Raw genomic sequence first — 20816 nt, forward strand, 5'->3', positions numbered from 1 at the left:
GCCGGCGGCGACCAGCCGGTCGGCCAGCCGCAGCGTGAGGTCCGGGTGGACCTGGTCGTCCCTCGCCGGGCCCGGCAGCCAACTGCCGCAGCGCCGCGGCGTGGTCGGCCGGGTAGCCCGCGTCGGCCACGTGACCGTACGAGGCGGCCCAGTCCCGTACCTGGTCACCGCGGAGTCGATGAAGTACTCCTGGCCGTCGGTGGGCAGGGTGACGACGTGGTCCGGCCCTTCGTCCGTGACCTCGGCGAAGTCGGAGCCGTCCCGTGTCGTCCCGGCGCCCGCACTGGCTTGACGGGTGCTCGTCAGAGGCTGCGGGCGGTGATGTCGCCCTGTGCGGTGGTCGCCTGGATGCTCAGGTCGGCGGAGCCTTCGGTGTTCTTGAGGGAGTTGTGGATCCGGCCGTAGTCGGTGCCGGCGTCCAGGGAGGCGCAGACCCCGGCGGCGGCGCCGACCGAGATGTCGCCGGCCTGCGTGCGCAGGGCGAGCGCGCCGCGTACGGCCTCGGCGATCCGGATGTCGCCCTTCGCGGTGCTGATCTCCGCGGGACCGCCGAGGCGGCCCACCGAGACGTCACCGGCGAGGGTGGTGACGCGGACGCTCGCGGCCTCCTCGATCTCGACCGCGCCCTGCGCGCCCTCGAAGACGACCTCGCCGAACCGCCCGACACCCCGGAACCCGCCGCCGGCCGCCTTCGCTTCGACGCGGGAGCCGGCGGGCAGCTGGACCGTCACCTCGACGGAGCCGGAGGGGCCGAAGTACTGGTTCTTCGCGGTCGGGGCGCCGATCCGCAGGACGCCGCCGACGTACTCGACCGTGATCTGCTCCGCCGCCTTCACGTCACGGCCCTTCGAGGCGTCGGCGGGCAGGACCTCGACGGTGGTGTCGGCGCGGTCGGCGGCGATGAACCGGACGAGTCCCGCGGGGATGTCGAGGACGGCGGCGATGGGGGCGGGGGAGTTGAACTTCTGCATGACGCTCTCCTTGGTCGAGCTCTTCGCTCTTCGTTTCTGATGATGGAAAAGCTACGTTGCGTTCATGAAATGGGCAATGGATGCGTTGCGTGAAAGCAGCATTAATCCAGGTCAGAGCCGGTCAATCGTTGCAATGATTCTGAATCTAATGCAACATCAGCTGGGTGTTCGTTGCAATGGAATGCCGGTGAACGCTATGCTGGGACGCAAGAGGCGCAGCGAACGGCAAGAAGGAGACCGCGATGCCGGGAGGCAGGCTCACCCAGCAGGAACGCCAGCAGATCGCGCTGGGCATGTCCGACGGACTCGCCTACGCAGAGATCGCGAGGCGCCTCGACCGCCCCACCTCGACGATCACGCGTGAGGTGATGCGCAACGGCGGCCCCACCGCGTACCGCGCCGACCTGGCCCACCGCGCCACCGAACGCCGCGCCCACCAGCGCAGGCAGGCCGCGCCCCGGGAGCCGCAGGCGCCCGCGCAGGCCCACGGACGTGACCCCGAGGCCGTGCGCGAGTACGAGGAGACGTTCACCGCCATCCTGGTGCAACAGGGCCTGCCCAAGATGATGGCCCGGGTACTGACCTGCCTGTTCACCACCGACGCGGGCAGTGTGACGGCGTCCGAACTCGTCCTGCGCCTCCAGGTCAGCCCGGCGTCCGTCTCCAAGGCCGTCACGTTCCTCGAAAGCCAGGGCCTCGTCCGCCGGGAACGCGACGAACGCCGCCGCGAGCGCTACCTCGTCGACGACGACGTCTGGTACCAGTCGATGATGGCCGCCGCCCGGGCCAACACCCAGATCGCCCGGACCGCCCGGGAGGGCGTCGGCGTCCTCGGCCGCGAAAGCCCGGCCGCCGTCCGCCTCGAAAACATCGCCCGGTTCGTCGACTTCGTCGGCGAGAGCATGGCCCGCGCCGCGGAGCAGGCCCGCGACATCCTGCACACGAACGACCCCGAACCGGCGGACGGCTGACGGCCGTCGTGAACGGCGGTCCAGCCGCTCAGTGCAGTACGGCCGCCAGCAGGTCGGAGCCCAGCGCCGTCAACCCGGGCTCGTTGAGGGCGTAGCGGACATCACCGACCGGACGGCCGGCGGCGCCGCCGGTTGACGGACACCGTCAACCGGCGCACCGGAGCCCCGCGGCCGGACGCACCATCGACGCCGAGTCGGCCGCCCCCGTGGGCGCGCGGTCAGCGCGGGGTCGCCCAGTCCGGTACCCAGGTCCCGGCGCGGTCGTACCGGGCCGTCGTGGCGGCGAGGTGGGCGCGGAGGGTGGCCAGCGCCGGGTGGGGGGCGTCGCGGCGCCAGAGGAGCGAGTGCGGGTAGACCGGCGTCGGGTCGGTCACCGGGATGCGGCGCAGGCCGTGGTCGGTGGGCCAGACGAGCCGTGTGTGCTCGCCCATGAAGGTGGCCAGGGCCGGGGTGTCGGCGATGGTGTCGAGGAGCGCGTCGGAGCCGAAGTTGGGGCCGGTCGCTTCGATGGTGAGGCCGAACTCGGCGACGAGGTCGTCGTAGTAGGCGGCCCACTCGGTACCGGGGACGATGCCCGGCATCCAGATGCGGTGCCCGGCGAGCTGCGCGAGGGCCACCGACCGGGCACCCGCCAGGGCGTGGGCGGGGCCGGTGAGGAGCTGGAGCGGCTCGTCGACCACCCGCACGGACTCGATGCCCTCGGGAAGGGGCCGGCCGGGCGCGGCGACGGCACGGAAGGACGCGTCGATCGCACCGGAACGGACGGCGGCGACGGCCGTCTCGATGTCGAACAGCGTCACCACGTCGAGCTCGATCTCGGGGTGCGCGCGGTGGAATCCGCGCATCAGGCCCGACGCCGCACCGCGCAGGTTGATCACGTCGACGCGCAGTGGACGGCTGCCGGCGCGCACGGACGCGACCGCGCGCTCGGCGACGCGCAGCAGCTCGCGCGCGTGGGGCAGGAACGCCTGCCCGTCGATGGTGAGCTCGGCGCCGCGCGCCGTGCGGGTGAACAGCCGTACGCCGAGGCTGCGCTCCAGCGCGGCGATGCGCTTGGAGACGGCCTGCTGGGTGACCGCCAGCTCGGCGGCGGCCTCCTGGAACCGCCCCGCCTCGGCGGCGGCGACGAAGGTCCGTACGGCGTCGAGGTCCATGCCGACACCCTACGGCCACAACCGTTGGTTGTGGCGAGGCGTCTCCGTGGTTGTTTGATCCACGGCCCTGTCGCTCGCTTTGATGGGTCCGATCGCGGATCGGTCGTACGGGTGAGTGGCGAGGGGCGGGCGTGGGGCATGCTGCGCGGACATCGGCTGGGGCGACGGTTCGGGTGGCTCTGGGGGGCGTACGGGACCAGCGCGCTCGGCACGTGGCTCGCCTTCGGCGCGTTCCCGTTGATCGCCGTCCAGGTGCTGCACGCCGGACCGGCCGAGGTCGCCGCGCTCGCCTCCGCGGGGGCTGCGGTGGGCGCGGCCGTGGCGGTGCCGCTCGGCCCGTGGGTGGAGTTCCGCCGCGAGCGGCCGGTGCTGATCGCGATGGACCTGGCCCGGTTCGCGGCGCTGCTGACGGTCCCCGCCGCGTACGCACTCGGCGTACTCACCTACCTGCAGCTCCTGCTGGTCTCGGTCGTCGTCGCGGCGGCAGACATCACCTTCCGCGCGGCCTCCGGCGCGTACGTGAAGGCGCTGCTGCCGGCCGAGGACCTGCTCGTCGCGAACGCCCGGTTCGAATCCACGGCCTGGACGACCACGATCATCGGACCACCGCTGGGCGGCGCGGCGATCGGACTCCTCGGCCCGGTGGCGACGGTGGCGGCCGACGCGGTCAGCTACCTGCTCTCGGCCCTCGGCATCCGCGCGATGGGCGGGCACGAGCCGCGCCCCGAGCACCGGGAGACCCCGCGGATGCGGGCCGGGGACCTGCTCGACGGCTGGCGCTACGTCCTCGCCGACGCGGCGCTTCGTCCGCTGTTCTTCAACACCGCCCTGTTCAACGGCCTGGTGATGGCCACCCAGCCGCTGCTGGCCGTCCTGATGCTCGGCCGGCTCGGGTTCGCGCCGTGGCAGTACGGCCTCGCCTTCGCCGCGCCCTCGATCGGCGGGCTGCTCGGTGCGCGGCTGGCCCGACCGCTCGTCACCCGGTTCGGGGAGCACCGGGTCCTGGTCGTGGCCGGGGCGCTGCGCGCGATCTGGCCCGTCGGCCTGGCCTTCCCGGGGCCCGGCACCTCAGGGCTGCTGCTGGTCATGGGCGTCGAACTCGGGCTCATCTTCTGCTGCGGCGTCTTCAACCCGGTCCACGCCACCTACCGCCTCCGGCGCACCGCAACCGACCGCGTCGCCCGCACCCTGTCCGCCTGGGCGGTGACGACCAAGGCCTCGACCGCGCTCCTGACCGCCGTCTGGGGCGTACTGGGCAGCCTGCTCGGCCCGCGCACGGCCATCGGCCTGGCCGGCGCACTCGTACTCGTGACCCCGCTGCTGCTCCCTCGGCGCGCGGCACCGCACCTCGTCGAGCCGCAGCCGGCACCGAGCCGCACCTGACGCGCCGCGCCTGCCGCTCGTTTCCCCGGCCGGGGGAGGTGGACGTTGACCTTGCCACTGGCGGCAGGGTTGCACGATGACGGCATGACCAGCACCGCACCACAGAGCAGCAGGATCGTCGCCGTCACCGGAGCCGGCACCGGCATCGGCCGGGCCACCGCCCGCGCGTTCGCCGCCGAGGGCGCCCACGTGATCGCGATCGGACGCAGGAGCGAACCGTTGAGGGAGACCGCGGCCGGGCACGACCGGATCACACCACTGTCCGCCGACATCACCGCCGACGGCGCACCCGAGCGGATCGTCGAGGCCGTGTCGCGGACGCACGGCCGATTGGACGTGCTGGTCAACAACGCGGGGATCGTGCGCAGCGGCGCCCTCGGCACGCTGACGCCGGAGGCGATCAGTGCTCAGCTCGCCACCAATCTCGTGGCCCCCGTCCTGCTGGCCCAGGCCGCACTGCCCTTCCTGGAGGCGTCGGGCGGAGTGATCGTCAACGTCAGCACGTCGGTGGGGCAGCGGGCGTGGCCCGGTAGCTCGGTCTACGCGGCGACCAAGACCGCCCTGGAACTGCTGACCCGCAGTTGGGCGGTCGAGCTCGCACCCCGCGGGGTCCGGGTCGTGGCGGTCGCTCCCGGCGCGATCGACACCCCCATCGGCGAGCACCAGGGCCTGACGCCGGAGCGGAGGGCCGCGGTACGGCAGTGGCAGCTGGCGCACACCCCGCTGGCCCGGGTCGGCCGCCCCGAGGAAGTGGCCTGGGCGATCACCCGACTCGCCGCGCCTGACGCATCGTTCGTCACCGGCGTGGTCCTCCCCGTGGACGGCGGTGCGGTCGTGGCGTGATAGGAGTGGCACAGGAGGCGGAACGGGTGCGGATCGGTGAGCTGGCCAAAGCGACGGGGACGACCGCTCGTGCGCTGCGGCACTACGAGCAGGCCGGACTGATTTCCTCCGAGCGGGCCTCCAACGGCTACCGCCTCTACGAGGAGCGGGCCGTGGTCCGGGTCCGCAACATCCGCCACCTGCTGGCCGCCGGGCTCACCCTGGACGACGTACGCGTGTTCCTGCCCTGCCTGGACGGCGACGTGGCGGCCGCACCGCCCTCCGAGAAGGGACTGCGGGTCGCGCTGGAACGGCTGGCGGTCCTCGACGAACGGATCGCCGCCCAGACCGAGGCCCGAGACCGGCTGAACGCCGCACTCCGGGCGAAGACCGGGGCATAGCGCGGCCACCGGCCGCCCGGGGGAGAGGCCGTCACCGGCGGTACGCAGACCCCTGTCCGGGAAGTCCATGGGTGGAGGCACCTTCCCCCGTCGGGGGGAGGCGACGTCCCTCCCGGGCGCGATGGCCGGCGCGGACGGGTCCGCCAGGATCGGAGGCGATCCCACACCACTCCCGAGAGGAACCGTCATGGCGATCACATCGGCCCTGCGTCTGGCCGCCGTCCCGCTCGTCCTCGCCGCCACGGCAACGCTCACGGCCACCGCGCCGGCCACCGCCGCGCCGGCCACCGCCGCGCCGGCCACCGCCGCGCCTGCCGCCGCGCCGGCGGATCGGGCCGTGGCGGGCATCAGCGGGTGGGCCCGCATGGACTATCCCGTCGCGGACGAGGACATCCGGATCTTCGTCGATGCACACGGCCTGTTCACACCGCACGACCAAGGCGTCGCAGCCAGCTCCTGGGGCACGTTCCGCATCCAGCACTGGTGGCCCCCGAAGGGCGACGGGCAGCCGTCGTTCAACTGGGGCGACTTCAAGGTCGACTGCGTGAGCGTCAACGGACCGGACGTCGCCGTGACCGGCAGGATCGTCGACGCCGGTCCGTACTGGCAGGAATTCCTGCACCGCAAGCAGCCCGCCCGCATGGGCCTGAGCTTCCACGTCCCGGCGGACGGTGGCGGCCCGACCCGGATCGGCCTCACGGCCCCCACCGCGGACGGACAGCCCGAACTGCCGAAGTGCTCGGCCAAGTCCCCCGACGCGAACGCCATCGAGGGCGGCTACACCGTCCTCGACACCCGGCGCTAGGCACGACGTCCGTCCCGCCCGCTACGGGTGCAGTTCCACGTCGATGTGCGGGGACAGCGCGCGGAGGAAGGCGGGGGCCTCGAAGAGTTCACCGGCGGACGCGACGCCGACCGCCCGGGTCCGTCCCGTGAGGATGCGGGCGACCGCTTCGACCGCGAGCGGTGCGGTGACGGCGTAGATGTCCCGGCCGCGGGCCACGGCGCGCCGTTCGGTGTTGCCGGAGCGCACGACGACGTCGACGAGGAAGGTCTGTGCGGACCGGCCGTGTGCGTCGACCGCGGTGGGGGTCGGCGAGTCCGCGGCCACCACGCCGTCGGCCGCCTCGGCCGTCATGTAGGTGCGTACCTCCGGGATGGACAGGTGGCTCGGAAGGGTGACGACGTCGGCCATCGTGAACTCGCCGATGACCGCCCGCGGGCCCACCGGGTCCGGAAAGGGCCACTCCAGGGTGGGCAGGACGTCGTCGTGGTACTCCAACTGCCCCTTCGTGAACCGGACGCGACGTCCGCCACGGCGTTCGGCCGAGACCTTGCCGGCGGCGCGCGTTCCCTCCGTGGGGTGCCAGCCGTTCAGCCCGTACGCGATGTGCGCCTCGTCGGCCGTCTCCCAGTCGCCCATCGCGGCGGTGGCCAGCAGGTCGCCGAGGCCTCCGTAGAAGGCCATCGCGGGGACGACCACGGTGCCGGCGTCCCGGGCGCGGTCCGCGAACTGCGCGAAGGTGTCGGCGTTGGCCTCGATCTCGGCCGCCACATCGACGTACGGGATCCGGGCGCGCAGGGCCGCGTCGATCACGGGGGCGGCCGTCGTGGCGAAGGGTCCCGCGCAGTTGATGACGGCCGCCGCCCCGGCCAGTGCGCGGTCGAGGGAGACCGGGTCGTCGACCGATGCCGGGCGGACGTCGAGGCCGGGGTACTCGTCCGCGAGTGCCTTCAGCTTGTGCGCATCGCGCCCGGCCAGGACCGGGACGAATCCGCGCTCCCGTAGGTGGGCCACCACGAACCGGCCGGTGTGCCCGTACGCGCCGTACACCGTCACCGTCTGCCCCGCTGCCATGACTCGTCTCCTGTGCTCGTGCCGATCAACTGCCTCCGATCCTCGCGTGGTTGAACGCTGAACGGTGAGTGTCCGGAACGACATGACCCGTACACTTCCGGACATGGGATCCGTCGCGCTCGCCGTCACCGAAGGAATGCTGCACTTCGAGCTGTCCGTGGCCGTCGAGGTCTTCGGCTCCGCGCCGGCCGCCGTCACCGTCCCCTGGTACGACCTCACGGTCTGCGGGACGGACACGGTGGCCTTCGGCCGGTTCCGCCTGGAACCCGACCACGGCCTCGACCGTCTCCAGGACGCCGACACCGTGATCGTCGCCGGCTGGGCCGACGTCGACGTGGATCCGCCCGCCGAGCTGGTCGACGCGGTGCGCGCGGCCCATGACGCGGGCGTCCGCGTGGCCTCGCTGTGCACGGGCGCGTTCGTGCTGGCCGCCGCCGGTGTGCTGGACGGCAAGCGCGCCACCACGCACTGGGCACACACCGACGCCCTGGCCGCCCGCTATCCGGCGGTGGAGGTCGACCCGGACGTCCTCTACGTGGACAACGGCAGCGTGCTCACCTCCGCGGGCAAGGCCGCGGCGCTGGACCTGTGCCTGCACCTCGTCCGCCTCGACCACGGCTCGTCCGTCGCCAACACCGTCGCCCGCCGCCTGGTCGTACCCCCGCACCGATCCGGTGGCCAGGCCCAGTTCGTCACCGCCCCGGTGCCTGCGCAGGACGACCACCCGCTCACCGCCCTGTTCCCCTGGATCATCGAACGGCTCGATCAGCCGCTGACCGTGGAGGACCTGGCCCGTCGGGCCGGGATGAGCTCACGCCACCTGGGTCGACGTTTCCGGGCGGCGACCGGCACCACTCCCTTGCAATGGCTGCTGGCCCAACGGATCCGCCACGCGCAGGAACTGCTGGAGAAGACCGACGACAGCATCGAGAGCATCGCGGGCTCCACCGGCATGGGCACCGCCACGACGCTCCGCCGGCACTTCAACCGCACCCTCGGAGTGCCGCCGGACGCCTACCGCCGCACCTTCCGCTCACGTACCCGTCCCGAGCCCGCCGCCGAGCTGCTCGTAGGCCCTGCACGCCCCACGGGCTGACGGTCCACCGGTCGCTCGGTCGTGCCACGGCTCCCGGCGATCTGCGGACGGGGCTCCCCTCCCCCCCCCGTGCGCTCCTCCGCCGGGGTGGTTCCCGGGAGCCCGTGGGTGCAGTTGCGGCACGGCCCCCGGGCGCGGGCGGCGTCCCGTACGAAGCTGTGCGCTGCTCCCTGCACACCCCCGCGAGTCCGGAGGTTCGTACGCCCATGACCCACGCACACCTGAGACCGGCGCCGCGGCGTCGCGGGCCGGGCAGGACGGCCGGGGTGCCGGCCGTGCTCGGCACGATGCTCGCGCTCGTACTCGCGCTGCCCGGAACGGCGTTGGCCGCACCCGGCGATCTGGATCCGGCCTTCGGGACCGGCGGCCGGGTCACCACCTCCTTCCCCGGCTACGCGGAAGGCCACGACATCGCGCGGCAGGCCGACGGCAAGCTGGTCGTGGTGGGCCTCAGCGAGGGCGGCTTCGCACTCGCCCGGTACGACACCGACGGCAGCCTCGACTCCGGCTTCGCCGGGGACGGTACGGTGACCAGCGACTTCGGTGGCGGCAGCCACTCGGCGAACGCGGTGGCGATCCAGCCCTCGGACGGGAAGATCGTCGTGGCGGGCACCACCGAGGTGATCGCGGAGGAGGGCGGCGGCTGCTGCTTCTTCTCGGTGGCTCGCTACAACACCAACGGCAGCCTGGACACGGGCTTCGGCGACGGCGGCCTCGTGCGGGTCGACGAGTTCGGCGGCTCCGCTGACGGCGCGGACGTGGCGGTGCAGCCCGACGGCAAGATCATCGCCGCGGGCAAGGGCGCCGGCGGAGGCTTCGCGCTGGTCCGCCTCGACAGCGGCGGGAACCTGGACCCGACCCTCGGCGGTGACGGCGCGGTGGTCGCGGGGTTCACGCCCGCCTCGCCCCAGGACGCGGGCGGCACCGCCCGCGGCATGGCCCTCCAGCCGGACGGCAAGATCGTCTCGGTCGGGTACGTGGGCAACACCGCCTTCGACATCGGCGTGGCCCGGTACAACACGAACGGCAGCCTCGACACCTCCTTCAGCGGTGACGGCATGGTGACCGCGGACTTCGGCGGCACCGAGTTCGGCAACGCCGTGGCGGTCCAGCCGGACGGAAAGATCGTCGCGGCGGGCAACGGCGGCGCCGGCATCGCCCTACTGCGCTACACCGCGAACGGAAGCCCGGACACCGGCTTCGGCACCGGCGGGCGCACCTCCGTCGCCTTCCCCGGCGACGGCGGGACCGCGAACGCCATGGCGCTCCAGCCGAACGGGAAGATCGTCCTCGCGGGCCGGGCCGACTACCCCAACAGCTCCGAGGCCAACGACTTCGGGCTGGTCCGCTTCAACCCCAACGGCGCCGTGGACACGGGCTTCAGCGGCGACGGCTTCGCGGTCACGGGCTTCGGGGACTACGACGAGGCGCGCGGGGTGCTCGTACAGCCGGACGGCAACATCGTCGCGTCCGGCTACGGGGCGGGCTTCGCCTTCGCCCTCGCCCGCTACCAGGGCGGCGACGGTACGCCGCCGCCCCCGCCGCCGAGCGCGGACCTGTCGGTGACGAAGACCGGTACGGCCACGGTGAGCATCGGCGACCGCGCCTCGTACACGGTGACGGTCTCCAACTCGGCGGCCTCCACCGCGACGGCGACCGGCGTCACCCTGGCGGACACGCTCTCCGGAGCCGGCGCCAGCCCCACCTCCGCCGCCCCCTCGCAGGGCACCTGCACGACGACGGCGACCGGGGCCAACTGCGCCCTCGGCTCCCTGGCACCGGGCGCGAGCGCGACGGTCACGGTGACGGCCGAGCCGCGGGCCACCGGAACGCTCACCAACACGGCGACCGTCACCGCCACCCAGCAGGACCCGGCGACCGCCAACAACAGGGCCACCGCGACCACCTCGGTGAACAACGCACGCGGCTGCACGATCATCGGCACCAGCGGCGCGGACACGCTGACCGGCGGCTACTTCAACGACGTGATCTGCGCCCTCGGCGGCAACGACACCGTGCGCGCGAGCTACGGCAACGACACGGTGTACGGCGGCGAAGGCAACGACAACATCGACGGCGGCTTCGGCGACGACACCCTGAACGGCGGCCCGGGCAACGACGTCCTGACCGGCTACTACGGCAACGACCGCCTCACCACCACCGACGGCGTCGCGGGCAACGACACCGCCAACGGCGGCCCCGGTAGCGACACTTGCACCACTGACCCGGGCGACACCCGCATCAGCTGTCCCTGAGCGACCGCCGGCGCAGAGGAGAGCCGTCGCCGTCCCCACGGCGACGGCCCTCGCGCATCCGACGTGAAACCGCAGGGCCAAAACCGGCGTCCCCCCGAGTGTCCACAAGATCACAGACGCTGACGGAGGACCCCTCCATGACCGGAACCGAAACCGGATCCGAAGTCGGAACAGCCGCCCGCTACCTCTACCTCGCCCGGCACGGCCAGGCCTCGGACGACGAGAGCGAGCTGACGGACGCCGGGCGCCGGCAGGCCACCCTGCTCGGCGAGCGGCTCGCGGGCAGTCCTCTCTGTGCCGTGTACCACGGCCCGCTTCCCCGAGCGGCGCAGACCGCGCGCCTGATCTGCGCCCAGCTGGACGACGTACCGCTGGAGGAGTCGAAGCTGGCGGGGGACTACATCCCGTACGTCCCGCAGAGGGAGGAACTGCCGTCGGTCTCGGCCGACCGCATGCTGGCGCACCTGGCCCGGTTCCCGGCCGAGGAGCGGGAGGGCGGCCCGGCGCTGGCGCGGGCGGCCGTCGCCCGTTTCACGGGCCCCGTCGACGGTGACGCACCGCGCCATGAGCTGATCGTCACCCACAACTTCCTCATAGGCTGGCTCGTCCGGGCCGCCCTCGATGCGCCGAACTGGCGCTGGATGGGCCTCAACCAGGCCAACGCGGCGCTGACGGTCATCCGGTACTCCCCCGACCGGCCCGCCTCCGTGCTCTTCTACAACGACATGCGCCACCTCCCCGAAAGCCTCCGTTGGACCGACTTCCCGCCGGAGCTCCAGGCCTGAGGCCCGCCATCGCCCCACTCGCCCCGGCTGCGGGGCTCACCGGGGGAGAATCCCCTCATGACGCGCTCCGCACCGGACCCGGGCAACGACGGCGGCTACCTCCTCGACAACGCACGACCCGAGGCGGGTACCCGTTTCGATGCGCTCGGCGAGCTCTTCGACCCCACGACCTTCCGGCACATCGAGGACCTCGGGATCGCTCCGGGGTGGCAGTGCTGGGAGGTCGGGGCGGGCGGTTCCTCGGTGGTGACGTGGCTGGCCGACCGGGTCGGACGGACCGGACGGGTGGTGGCGACCGACATCGACACTTCCTGGGCCTCACGGGCCGCGGGAGGCGTCATCGAGGTGCTGCGCCACGACGTGGGCCGGGACGCCCCGCCGGGCAGCGGCTTCGACTTCGTACACGCGCGGCTGGTACTCGTACACGTGGCGGACCGGGAACACGCCCTGCGCGCGATGGCCGGCGCCCTGCGGCCGGGCGGGTGGCTGCTGCTCGAAGACGCCGATCCGGCGTCGCAGCCGCTGATCTGCCTGGACGAGTACGGCCCCGAACAGGCCCTGGCCAACAGACTGCGCGCCGGATTCCGCTCGCTGCTGGCGGCTCGCGGTGTCGACCTGGCCTACGGACGCAAGCTGCCCCGGCTGCTGCGGGAGGCGGGGCTGACCGACGTCACCGCGGACGCCTACTTCCCCGTCACGTCCGTGGCCTGCGACGTCCTGGAGGCGGCGACGGTCCGACAGGTGCGGGGCGCACTGGTGGCGGCGGGCCTCGCCACGGACGAGGAGATCGACCGGCACCTCGCAACCGTCACGTCGGGCCGCCTCGACCTCACCACCTCCCCGATGATCTCCGCCCGGGGCCGCCGCCCGTGACGGCGGCCCGCCGGCCGTGCCTTCGCGGGCCGGTCGGCCGCTCCGCTCAGAACGTCCACCGCGTGTGCGTGTACACGCCGTTGTCCCGACCGAAGCCGTACGCCGTGGTCGGCGTCACCGCGAAGACCACCACGTTCCCCTTCCGCATCGCGTCCCCGATCCCGTGGAAGGTGCCCTCGGGCGAGGTGATGTGCGCCCCGTACTTCGCCTCGTACGCCGCGATCACTTCCTCCACCACCGCCGGATCGGCAACCGGCTCGGCCCTGCCGTCGACCACGAGGTCGAGCCCTTCGGTGAGCGAGTTCCCCCCGGTGGTCAGCGCACAGTGCCCGTCGTGAGCGAGGTTCCTCGCCTTCTGTTCCTCCGCGCCGGTCGAGAAGTACACCACCCCCTCGTGCCAGGCGGCGATCACGGGAGTGACGTGCAGCCGGCCGTCGGCTCGCACCGTGGACAACCAGAAGATCTCGGCGGCCCCCAGCTGCCGCTGCGCCTCGGCCCAGTCGGTGGCGGTGACGTCCTCGGCCCCCGGGCGGGGATTCAGCGCCGAGCTGTAGCGTGCGTCGAGCTCGGTCGCCGTGGGTTCTTTCGCGGGTCCCTGCACTGTCATGGCGGACCTCCTTCCTCTCCCCGTAACGACCGGCCGCCCCCGCGGAAACCACCAGGCCCCCGCTTTCGCCCGTCTGCCTGCCTGACCAGGGGATCGTCGAGGTCGCCACACCCCTCCGTGCGACCGGCCGCCGCAAGCGTCGCGCCCCGCCGCAACCGCGGCTTGTTTCAGCGGGCGGCATACGTCGCAGACTTCCCGTGCTGGTCGTGTGCGGTGCGACTGACTGGAGGGTGATGCGGCATGTCGATGCCGAGCGTTCTGGCGTTCTTCGCGCATCCCGACGACGAAGCCCTTTCCGCAGGCGGCGTCCTGGCCCGGCATGCCGCTGCGGGGGCCCGGACCGCAGTCCTGACCGGGACGTGGGCGGCGGGTACCGGACGGGTCGGCGAACTGGCCCGTGCGCTTGCGATCCTCGGCGCCGGTGCGCCCCGGCTGCTCGGTTACGCCGATGCCCGCGTCCCGTCCTCGGCCCCCGGCCGGTCCCGGTTCTGCGAGGCCCCGCTGGACGAGGCGGTGGGTGCCGTGGTCGCCCACATCAGGGAGTTCCGGCCGCACGTGGTCATCACGCACGACGGCTACGGAGGCCTGACCGGGCACCCGGACCACATCCACGCCCACCGGCTCGCGGTCATCGCCGTCCACGCGGCCGGTCTCGGCAGGCTCTACCCCGATGCCGGCAACCCCTGGCAACCGTCGACCCTCTGCCTCGCGACCCACCCCCACTCGGCCGCCCGGGCCCTCGGCGGATACCTCCTCCGACCCGACGGGGCCGTGGCGAGTGCGTACTCCGTACCGGACGAGACGGCCACGGCCGTCGACGTCAGCCCCTGGGTCGAGCAGAAGCTTGCGGCCATCGCCGCCCACCGCAGCGAGGTGGAGCGGGGCGCCGCCCCGGGCCGCATCGCCGCGCTCGCGCCCGAGGTCCAAAGGCGGGTCATGGGCACCGAGTGGTACGTCCGCCACGACCTCGCCCCCACGGCGGGACGGGCCTGACACATCGCGGTCGGGGGCACCCCCCGACGTTCAGGGGCCCGCCCCGAGGGGCCGGTCAGCGGGGCCGTAGCCCGTCGAAGACCACCTCGAAGATCCGCTCCCGGGCCGCCGGGTCCGCGCCGAGCTGTTCCATCATGGCGCCCGTACCGACCAGCAGCGCCAGTAGCTCCGGCAGGCTTAGCTCCGGGCGGACCACCCCGCCCCGCTGGGCCTCGGTAAGCAGGCCGGCGAGCCGGGCCTGGATCTCCTCGGTCGACTCCCGCAGCGCTGCGTGCACGTCCACACCGGCCGAGGCGAGCGCCTGCGCGAACTCGTTCTTGCCCGCCGACCGTTCCACCACCAGACGGAAGCAAGCGAAGAAGGCGTCGGCCGGATCGGCCTGGTCCGCCAGCTGCGCGGTCATGGCCGCCATCTCCTCCAGCCTGCGCACCATCACCGCCTCCAACAGCGCCTCCTTGGTGGGGAAGTGCCGGAAGAGCGTGCCGACGCCGACCCCGGCGGCCCTTGCGATCTCCTCGGTCGGCACGCCGACGCCGCGGGTGGTGAACACCTCCGTGGCGACATCGAGCACCTTGGCCCGGTTGCGGGCCGCGTCCGCCCGCAGCGGGCGCTCCTGTGCGCCACTCATCCCTGTTCCGCCTTCCTTCGCCGGCGACGGCATGACTCCCTGGACAACCGGAGTCGCCAGTCCGTATCGTTGTAAACGGAGCCGCTAGTCCGATTCTACTGCTGATCCTGCCGGAGGTTGATCATGCCCAAAACGCTGTCACCGCGAGAGGTTTCCCAGAAGCTGCTGGAGACCATCGGTGCGGGTCGGTACTCGGAGCTGGCCGCACTCTACGCAGAGGACACGGTCGTGGAGACCGTCTTCGAGCCGGTCGGGCCGCGCAGGTTCGAGGGCCGGGCCGTGCTCGCCGAGCGGTTCGCGCAAGTCTCCGCGGGTTCGCCCGTGGAACTGACCCCGGTGAACGTGGTCATTCGGGAGACCGATGACCCGGAGGTGGTGGTCGCCGAGTGGGACTACCGGGTGGACCACCGGGCTACCGGACGGACCTTCGAGACCGCCAACATCCAGGTACTGCGGGTCCGCCACGGACTGATCGTCAGCAGTCGGGACTTCCACGACCACCTGGCCCTCGTGGTGGCGGGCGGCCACCTGCCCCAACTGGTCCAGGCGTTGGAGGCCGCCCCGGTCCCGGCGGGACGAGGCCGATCGGACACGTGATCCGCCGGAGACGGGCCCGGCGCCCCGCACACCGGCTCGGTGTGCGGGGAGCTCGTCCGTCAAGGTCAGGGAATCGGCGGAGCCCCGGCCGGGGGTCGGGTCGTCCAGGTGTGCGGGGTCATGAGGGGCGTCCCTCGCGGAGGTAGACCGCGGTGCCGGACCGGGCGGCCGCGTGCAGGGCGGTCAGGGTCTGGAGGTGGGCGGCGAGCGGGGTGTCCCGCAGGTCGTCCAGGTGCTTGAAGGCGTGGCGGTCGTGCTCGGCGCTCAGCCGGACGGGGCGTTCGCCGGTGTGGATGCCGCCGTGGAAGAAGTAGTCGATCACGGGGCCGGTGTTCTCGACGTCGGCGCGGTGGTCGATGCCGATCAGCCGCGGTACGTCGTCCAGTTCGGCCCCCGTCTCCTCGCGCATCTCCCGCCGCGCCGCCGCCCACGGGTCCTCGCCGTGGTCGAGCATTCCGCCCGGGAGCCACCACTGTCCGGAGGCGGGCTGGCCGGGGCCGTACCGGAGCAGCAGGACGCGGTCGTCACGGTCCAGCATCAACACGCAGGACGCCACGATCGTCTGCGGGAGCGTCTTGATCCACTCCTCTCGGGGAATCCACACGGTCATGCCTCCCGGGCGGGGGTGGTGGCGGCCAGGGTCCGGGCGGCGGTCTTCTCCAGGTGCGCGGTGAACAGCGCGGCCGGGTCCTCGACGCCGAGCCGGTGCAGCGCGACCATCGCCGTGACCAGTACGTCGCACACCTCCGACTCCACGTCCTGCCACGAGTGGGAACGGCCCTTGCGGGGATTGGTGCCGGTGGCGCCGATGACGGCCTGGGCGGCCTCGCCGAACTCCTCCCCGATCTTGAGCACTTGCAGCACCCGGCGCTGCTCGGCGGGCACATGGGCGGTGGCCTCGTCGAGGAAGGCGGCGAGCTCCCCGGTCACCGCCCAGGCGTTCTTCTCCACGGTGGTTCCTTTCGTCCGGCTGTCGTTCGGTCCCGGCCCTGTGAACGAACGGGGGGCGTCCGGGATGCCCGGACGTCCACCGAGGAGGTCATCCTTGCGCCCTCACCGTTCCCCAGGGGGCGTCGGGCGCCTGCCGCGGGATCAAGTCCTCAGGGGCGCGGGGCTGGTGGGGTACGGCGCCGGCGCCAGTAGGCGACGGTCAGGAGCCCGAGGAGCGGTCCCCAGAGCAGGAGCGGGGCGTAGGCGGCGAGGAAGGAGCCGAGGCGCCAGCCGTGCAGCGCGATGGTGGGGAAGTCGTCCGGGAGCGGCACCCGACGTCCGCGCAGGACCGGCACCCAGCGGGGGAAGGCCTCGCCCCACGGGGCGATGAGACCGACGGCGGCGAACGCGAGGAGTTCGGAGAGGACCGACAGGAGGGTCACGTACACCGGGGTGGGCAGGCCCGCCGTGGTGTCCGCGGCGCCATGGTGCCTGCCGTCGCCGGCCATGGCGAACACGACGGTCGCGATCCGCCAGACGCCGGACGGCAGGACGGCGAACGGGATGGCGTGGGCGACGAGCCGGGCCGAGGGGGGTGCTCCGGCGAGGGGCACGTGAGCGGCCCGCCACGCACCACGCCATCCGTGCCGCGGCGACTCCTCGACGGTGGTCATCAGTGCTCCTCAGGTCACGCGGGGACTCCGGCTCTTGCCATGTCGAAGATCCCAACCGTGGTGGGCGGAAGATGTCGCCCCGGGGCAGGAACCGGCTTCCCCGTCCGGAGGAGCGTCCGGGGACGCGGCGTGGCGGTGCGGAGCCCATCCGCCCCCCCGCAGGGGCGCTTGGAAAACCTAGAGCCCCTAGGTTATAACTAGGGCTCCTAGGTTGGTTGGACGAACAGAAGGCGACGGCGCATGGTGCGGGCAGGGCTGACGGCGGAGCGCGTGACGGCCGCGGGCGCCGAACTGGCGGACGAGGTCGGATTCGACCGCGTGACCATGTCTCAGGTGGCGCGGCGGCTCGGCGTGAAGGACGCGAGCCTCTACTCGCACGTGCGCAACCTGGAGGACCTGCGCGGACGGATCGCGCTGCTGGCGGCGGACGAGAAGACCATCCGCATCGCGGAGGCCACCGCCGGGCTGGCGGGCAAGGACGCGCTGGTCGCGTTCGCCAACGCCTGGCGGGAGTACGCCCACCGGCACCCGGGCCGCTACACGGCGACCCAGACCCCGATCGACATCGACCCCGTACTGGCCGCACGGGCGCCCGGACCGCGGCGCGCGGTCGAGCTGACGTACGGCATGCTGCGCGGCTACGGACTGGCCGAGCCCGATCTGACCGATGCGGTCAGGTTGTTGCGCAGCACGTTCCACGGGTTCGTCGCCCTGGAGGCCGCGGGCGGGTTCGCGCACCAGCGTTCGCCGCAGAGCTCCTGGCTCCGCGCCCTCGACGCCCTGCACACCCTCCTGGAGCACTGGCCCCCGTACGAAGAAGGAGACCCCGCATGACCGCCCCGACCCCGACCCTCGGCAGCCTGCGCGTGAACGGCGCGACCCTGCACTACGAAGTACGCGGCCAGGGCCCGCTCCTGCTGCTCGTCCCCGGCGGATCGGGTGGCGCGGCCTCCTTCGACGGCATCGCCGACGACCTGGCCGCCGCCGGATACACCGTCGCCGCCTACGACCCGCGCGGCATGTCCCGCAGCACGCTCGACGACCCCGAGGCCGAGCAGAGCGTGGCCGAGCACGCCGACGACGCGCTGCGGATCCTGGACCTGCTCTCGCCGGCGGAGCCCGCGCGGGTGTTCGGCGCCAGCTCGGGCGCGATCGCCGCGCTACACCTGCTCGCCACCCGTCCCGAGCGCGTACGGCGCCTGGTGGCGCACGAACCGCCGCTGGTGGAGGTCCTGCCGGAAGCCCCCGCACACCGTGCGTTCCTCGCGCGCGTGCAGGAGACGTTCCGCACCGGGGGACTGATGCCGGCGATGGCCGAGTTCGCGGCCGGCCTGAAGGCGGAAGACGGCGACACGCCGTCGACGCCGCGGCCCACCCCGCAGGCCGATCTCAAGCTGCCGCCCGGGGCGGCGGCCCGGGCCGAGCGGACGATGGCGAACCTGCCGTACTTCCTGGGACGCATCGTGCCCGCCTTCATGGGCCACGCCCCGGACGTCCACCGCCTGGCGACGGTGTTGGACCGGCTCGTACTCGCCGGCGGCGAGGACTCCCGCGGCGAACTTCCGTACCGCCCGGCCGCGCTCCTGGCCGAGCGCCTCGGTACGGACCTCGTGCACTTCCCCGGCGGCCACACGGGCGTGACCACGCACCCCGCCGAGTTCACCGCCCTGCTCCGCAGGACCTTCGACGCGTAACCCCGAACCCTCGTTGACAATGGGGTTGCTCGCCGGACCCGTCGCCCCGGGCCATCCGGATCCGTCCAACGACAGCATCCGCCCGCTCACCGGCGGAGCCGGATGCGTCAGTACGAACAGCCGGGCATGCGACCACGGGACGTTGGCGCGCAGGGGCGGTACGGCACCCGCCATCTGGCCCGGTTGCACCTTGCTCGTACGAGCCGTCTTCCCGGTTGCCATGCCGAGGACACCCACGCTCCCACTGCGACGCAAGCAGCTCACCCCCGTTTGTTGCGTACCGCCAGCACCGCCCCGGCCAGCCCGGCGACGCCTCCGCTGACCAACGGCACCGCCTGTAGCGACGCCTTGTGGTCCACCGAGTAGAAGCCCAACCAGGCGAACGCCAGACCGAAGCCGATGACGATCGTGTACTCCAGCAGGCGGAACCCGTAGCCCACCCACTGGTCAAGCCGCTCCTGCCGCAACTGACGCTCTACCAGTTGGCGCCGCCACGCGAGGTGGTCGGCTTCGATGCCCTGCCACTTCCGTGCTTCGTCGGCATCGGGAAACGACGGCACGACGCCGACGGGCGGCGCGATGAACGCCGTTGGTTCGTAGTCGCCCGCGTGCGGCGTCTCCGGCGGCGGTACCGGACGTCCCGGCTCGTGCTCAGACATCGGTGCCCCCGTCCTCGTCCCTGCCCGGCGAGAGCGTTGCCGTCAGCCGGTCCAGGCCCAGCAGTTCCTCGTCGATCGCTCTCTCGGCAGCCGCACGACGCACCGTCCGTTCTTCCCGGGACCAGCGGGCCGGCGGCGCCACCCACCGCAAGGGCCCCGTCCCCGGTGCATCTGCGTGAGCCGGCGGTCTTGCGAGCTGTACCGCGGTGCTCACCTGCGTGCCGAGGAAACCCAGCCCGAGCGCGAAGACCGCCCATGGCACCACCGCCCCGAGGAACGCCGACACGTCCTCGTGGCTGATGTCCGTGACGGACGACAGCCACACCAGAGCCGCCAGCAGCAACACCACCCCGGCCGGCACAGCGGAGGTGCCGATCGTGCTCCGCCGGCCCCGGTACGGGGACGCAGTCGGCGCGTAGGCGGCAGGTGGCGGCGGTGCGGCACTCGCACTTGGCGCGGTGGCAGGGGCGGCGTAGGCGGCCGCAGGTGCGCGAGCGTAGTCGGGACCAACGGGGTCGAGGAGGAGCTGCGCCGCGGACAGCGTCAAGCGTCGGGACGGGTCCCGGTGCAACAGGCCGCTGATCAGCGGGGCGAGGGCGGGGTTCCGTCGTGGTGGGGGAGGGTCTTCGCCCCTCACCGCCGCGACGGTGGCCTGCGCGGTGTCCCGCCGGAACGGTCCGACGCCTTCGGTGAGGTCGTAGAGCGTCGCCCCCAGCGAAAACAGGTCGCTCTCCGCACCCGGCGCACCGCCTTCCAACTGCTCGGGAGACATGTAGTCGGGAACGCCGACGGCCAGATCCGATGGGCCCAGCACCCACAGGTGGAAACCGGTGAGTCGCACCCGACCGGTGTCGTCGAGCACCACACTGGAAGGCGTCACGTTGAGGTGCACGATCCCCGCCGCGTGTACGCGGGCCAGCGCACGGAGCAGGGCTCCCGCGACCTGTCGGGCTCGGGGAGCGGGCATCGGGCCGTGCATCCTGAGGTCTTCGTCCGCGGAGCGGCCCGACATGCGCTCGGTGACCAGCCAGAGGGCGTCGTCCTCTGCGATGACATCGAGCACGGCCACGATGTCCGGGTCATCGCGCAGGAGCGCGACCGTACGGGCCCTGCGCATCGCGAGCACCGGCCACTCCCCGCGCGCGCCCTCCAGCACCCCGTCCGGAGGCCGCACCTCCCGGACGTCCACCTCGACCTGCAGGAGCACGTCGAGGGCCACCCACGTACCGCCCAGCACGTCATGCCCGAGCCGGTGCGTCAGCCGGTAGCGACCGCCGACCAACGACCCCTCACGCCTTTCCTGCGCCATGGTCCCCCTCGTGGCAATCGGCGCGGCTCGGAACGAGCACTCTGTTCTACCCCGGTCGGGCGGGGTGGGTAAGGGCTGTTTTCGGCAAGGGGTGGCCGACCGCACGGCCTGCCACTCGGCGGACCCCACAACCTGCGCTCGGGCGACCGCGTGCGC

At 72.8% G+C, this 20816-nt stretch carries 23 protein-coding genes; 13 read left to right on the forward strand and 10 right to left on the reverse strand.

Translation table 11 applies throughout. The features are described 5' to 3' along the window. Positions 1-302 precede the first annotated feature (302 nt). Positions 303-971 (reverse strand): DUF4097 family beta strand repeat-containing protein, encoded by a 669-nt coding sequence (locus tag OG974_RS31070; protein ID WP_327286220.1) that lies wholly within the window; start codon positions 969-971, stop codon positions 303-305. Between the two features lie 242 nt (positions 972-1213). On the opposite strand from OG974_RS31070, the gene OG974_RS31075 reads away from it, so the two are divergent. Next, the gene (locus OG974_RS31075; RefSeq protein ID WP_331729840.1) at positions 1214-1942 is read left to right on the forward strand and encodes a helix-turn-helix domain-containing protein; all 729 of its coding nucleotides are present in this window, start codon (positions 1214-1216) and stop codon (positions 1940-1942) included. Positions 1943-2160: 218 nt separating this feature from the next. Here the strand turns inward: OG974_RS31075 and OG974_RS31080 are convergent, their stop codons facing one another. Next, on the reverse strand, positions 2161-3096 hold the full coding sequence (locus OG974_RS31080) for a LysR family transcriptional regulator (protein WP_327286222.1): 936 nt from the start codon (positions 3094-3096) through the stop codon (positions 2161-2163). Between the two features lie 138 nt (positions 3097-3234). Here OG974_RS31080 and OG974_RS31085 point away from each other — a divergent pair, with 138 nt between their 5' ends. The 4 genes from OG974_RS31085 to OG974_RS31100 all read left to right on the forward strand — a co-directional run bounded on the left by OG974_RS31085 (position 3235) and on the right by OG974_RS31100 (position 6507). After that, complete coding sequence (locus OG974_RS31085) at positions 3235-4479, forward strand: MFS transporter (RefSeq protein ID WP_327286223.1); 1245 nt, start codon at positions 3235-3237, stop codon at positions 4477-4479. An 84-nt stretch (positions 4480-4563) separates the two neighbouring features. Beyond that, positions 4564-5322 (forward strand): SDR family oxidoreductase, encoded by a 759-nt coding sequence (locus OG974_RS31090; RefSeq protein ID WP_327286224.1) that lies wholly within the window; start codon positions 4564-4566, stop codon positions 5320-5322. A gap of 26 nt (positions 5323-5348) precedes the next feature. Then, a complete protein-coding gene (locus tag OG974_RS31095; RefSeq protein ID WP_327286551.1) occupies positions 5349-5702 on the forward strand; it encodes a MerR family transcriptional regulator in 354 nt (117 codons plus the stop codon). A 187-nt stretch (positions 5703-5889) separates the two neighbouring features. Then, complete coding sequence (locus OG974_RS31100) at positions 5890-6507, forward strand: hypothetical protein (protein WP_331735122.1); 618 nt, start codon at positions 5890-5892, stop codon at positions 6505-6507. A gap of 21 nt (positions 6508-6528) precedes the next feature. Here OG974_RS31100 and OG974_RS31105 read toward each other — a convergent pair whose 3' ends face one another. After that, a complete protein-coding gene (locus OG974_RS31105) occupies positions 6529-7560 on the reverse strand; it encodes a saccharopine dehydrogenase NADP-binding domain-containing protein (RefSeq protein ID WP_327286226.1) in 1032 nt (343 codons plus the stop codon). Between the two features lie 103 nt (positions 7561-7663). Between OG974_RS31105 and OG974_RS31110 the strand changes: the two genes are divergently transcribed. The 4 genes from OG974_RS31110 (at position 7664) to OG974_RS31125 (ending at position 12569) form a co-directional block, all read left to right on the forward strand. Beyond that, positions 7664-8656 carry a helix-turn-helix domain-containing protein gene (locus tag OG974_RS31110; protein WP_328765535.1) on the forward strand — a complete coding sequence of 331 codons (993 nt, stop codon included), beginning with the start codon at positions 7664-7666 and terminating at the stop codon, positions 8654-8656. Positions 8657-8862: 206 nt separating this feature from the next. Next, on the forward strand, positions 8863-10911 hold the full coding sequence (locus tag OG974_RS31115) for a calcium-binding protein (protein ID WP_331735125.1): 2049 nt from the start codon (positions 8863-8865) through the stop codon (positions 10909-10911). A gap of 137 nt (positions 10912-11048) precedes the next feature. Beyond that, positions 11049-11696: a histidine phosphatase family protein gene (locus tag OG974_RS31120; RefSeq protein ID WP_327286229.1), complete on the forward strand. Its 648-nt coding sequence runs from the start codon at positions 11049-11051 to the stop codon at positions 11694-11696. Positions 11697-11753: 57 nt separating this feature from the next. Beyond that, positions 11754-12569, forward strand: coding sequence for a methyltransferase domain-containing protein (locus tag OG974_RS31125; RefSeq protein ID WP_329316777.1), 816 nt, complete (start codon positions 11754-11756; stop codon positions 12567-12569). Between the two features lie 46 nt (positions 12570-12615). On the opposite strand, the gene OG974_RS31130 is transcribed toward OG974_RS31125, so the two are convergent. After that, entirely contained in the window at positions 12616-13176 is a 561-nt protein-coding gene (locus OG974_RS31130) for a pyridoxamine 5'-phosphate oxidase family protein (protein ID WP_327286231.1), read from the reverse strand. A gap of 240 nt (positions 13177-13416) precedes the next feature. On the opposite strand from OG974_RS31130, the gene OG974_RS31135 reads away from it, so the two are divergent. Next, positions 13417-14169: a PIG-L deacetylase family protein gene (locus OG974_RS31135; protein ID WP_327286233.1), complete on the forward strand. Its 753-nt coding sequence runs from the start codon at positions 13417-13419 to the stop codon at positions 14167-14169. A gap of 55 nt (positions 14170-14224) precedes the next feature. Here the strand turns inward: OG974_RS31135 and OG974_RS31140 are convergent, their stop codons facing one another. Beyond that, on the reverse strand, positions 14225-14797 hold the full coding sequence (locus OG974_RS31140) for a helix-turn-helix domain-containing protein (RefSeq protein WP_328765537.1): 573 nt from the start codon (positions 14795-14797) through the stop codon (positions 14225-14227). Positions 14798-14920: 123 nt separating this feature from the next. Between OG974_RS31140 and OG974_RS31145 the strand changes: the two genes are divergently transcribed. Next, positions 14921-15394 (forward strand): nuclear transport factor 2 family protein, encoded by a 474-nt coding sequence (locus OG974_RS31145; RefSeq protein ID WP_331735128.1) that lies wholly within the window; start codon positions 14921-14923, stop codon positions 15392-15394. 118 nt (positions 15395-15512) lie between these two features. Here OG974_RS31145 and OG974_RS31150 read toward each other — a convergent pair whose 3' ends face one another. The 3 genes from OG974_RS31150 to OG974_RS31160 all read right to left on the reverse strand — a co-directional run bounded on the left by OG974_RS31150 (position 15513) and on the right by OG974_RS31160 (position 16998). Beyond that, positions 15513-16004 (reverse strand): NUDIX hydrolase, encoded by a 492-nt coding sequence (locus OG974_RS31150; protein WP_327286236.1) that lies wholly within the window; start codon positions 16002-16004, stop codon positions 15513-15515. After that, positions 16001-16345, reverse strand: a complete 345-nt coding sequence (locus tag OG974_RS31155; protein ID WP_327286237.1) for a MazG-like family protein — start codon at positions 16343-16345, stop codon at positions 16001-16003. The genes OG974_RS31150 and OG974_RS31155 overlap by 4 nt, the downstream gene beginning before the upstream one ends. Before the next feature lie 149 nt (positions 16346-16494). Beyond that, positions 16495-16998 (reverse strand): hypothetical protein, encoded by a 504-nt coding sequence (locus OG974_RS31160; RefSeq protein ID WP_327286238.1) that lies wholly within the window; start codon positions 16996-16998, stop codon positions 16495-16497. Positions 16999-17238: 240 nt separating this feature from the next. On the opposite strand from OG974_RS31160, the gene OG974_RS31165 reads away from it, so the two are divergent. Both OG974_RS31165 and OG974_RS31170 read left to right on the forward strand, forming a co-directional pair. Further along, positions 17239-17832: a TetR/AcrR family transcriptional regulator gene (locus OG974_RS31165; protein ID WP_327286239.1), complete on the forward strand. Its 594-nt coding sequence runs from the start codon at positions 17239-17241 to the stop codon at positions 17830-17832. After that, the gene (locus tag OG974_RS31170) at positions 17829-18692 is read left to right on the forward strand and encodes an alpha/beta hydrolase (protein ID WP_328765540.1); all 864 of its coding nucleotides are present in this window, start codon (positions 17829-17831) and stop codon (positions 18690-18692) included. The genes OG974_RS31165 and OG974_RS31170 overlap by 4 nt, the downstream gene beginning before the upstream one ends. A gap of 260 nt (positions 18693-18952) precedes the next feature. Here the strand turns inward: OG974_RS31170 and OG974_RS31175 are convergent, their stop codons facing one another. Both OG974_RS31175 and OG974_RS31180 read right to left on the reverse strand, forming a co-directional pair. Beyond that, on the reverse strand, positions 18953-19351 hold the full coding sequence (locus OG974_RS31175; RefSeq protein WP_327286241.1) for a hypothetical protein: 399 nt from the start codon (positions 19349-19351) through the stop codon (positions 18953-18955). Continuing rightward, positions 19344-20660: a serine/threonine-protein kinase gene (locus tag OG974_RS31180; RefSeq protein ID WP_328765541.1), complete on the reverse strand. Its 1317-nt coding sequence runs from the start codon at positions 20658-20660 to the stop codon at positions 19344-19346. Before OG974_RS31180 ends, OG974_RS31175 begins: the two co-directional genes overlap by 8 nt. Positions 20661-20816: the final 156 nt, after the last annotated feature.

It is taken from the genome of Streptomyces sp. NBC_00597, assembly GCF_041431095.1.
GTDB lineage: Bacteria > Actinomycetota > Actinomycetes > Streptomycetales > Streptomycetaceae > Streptomyces.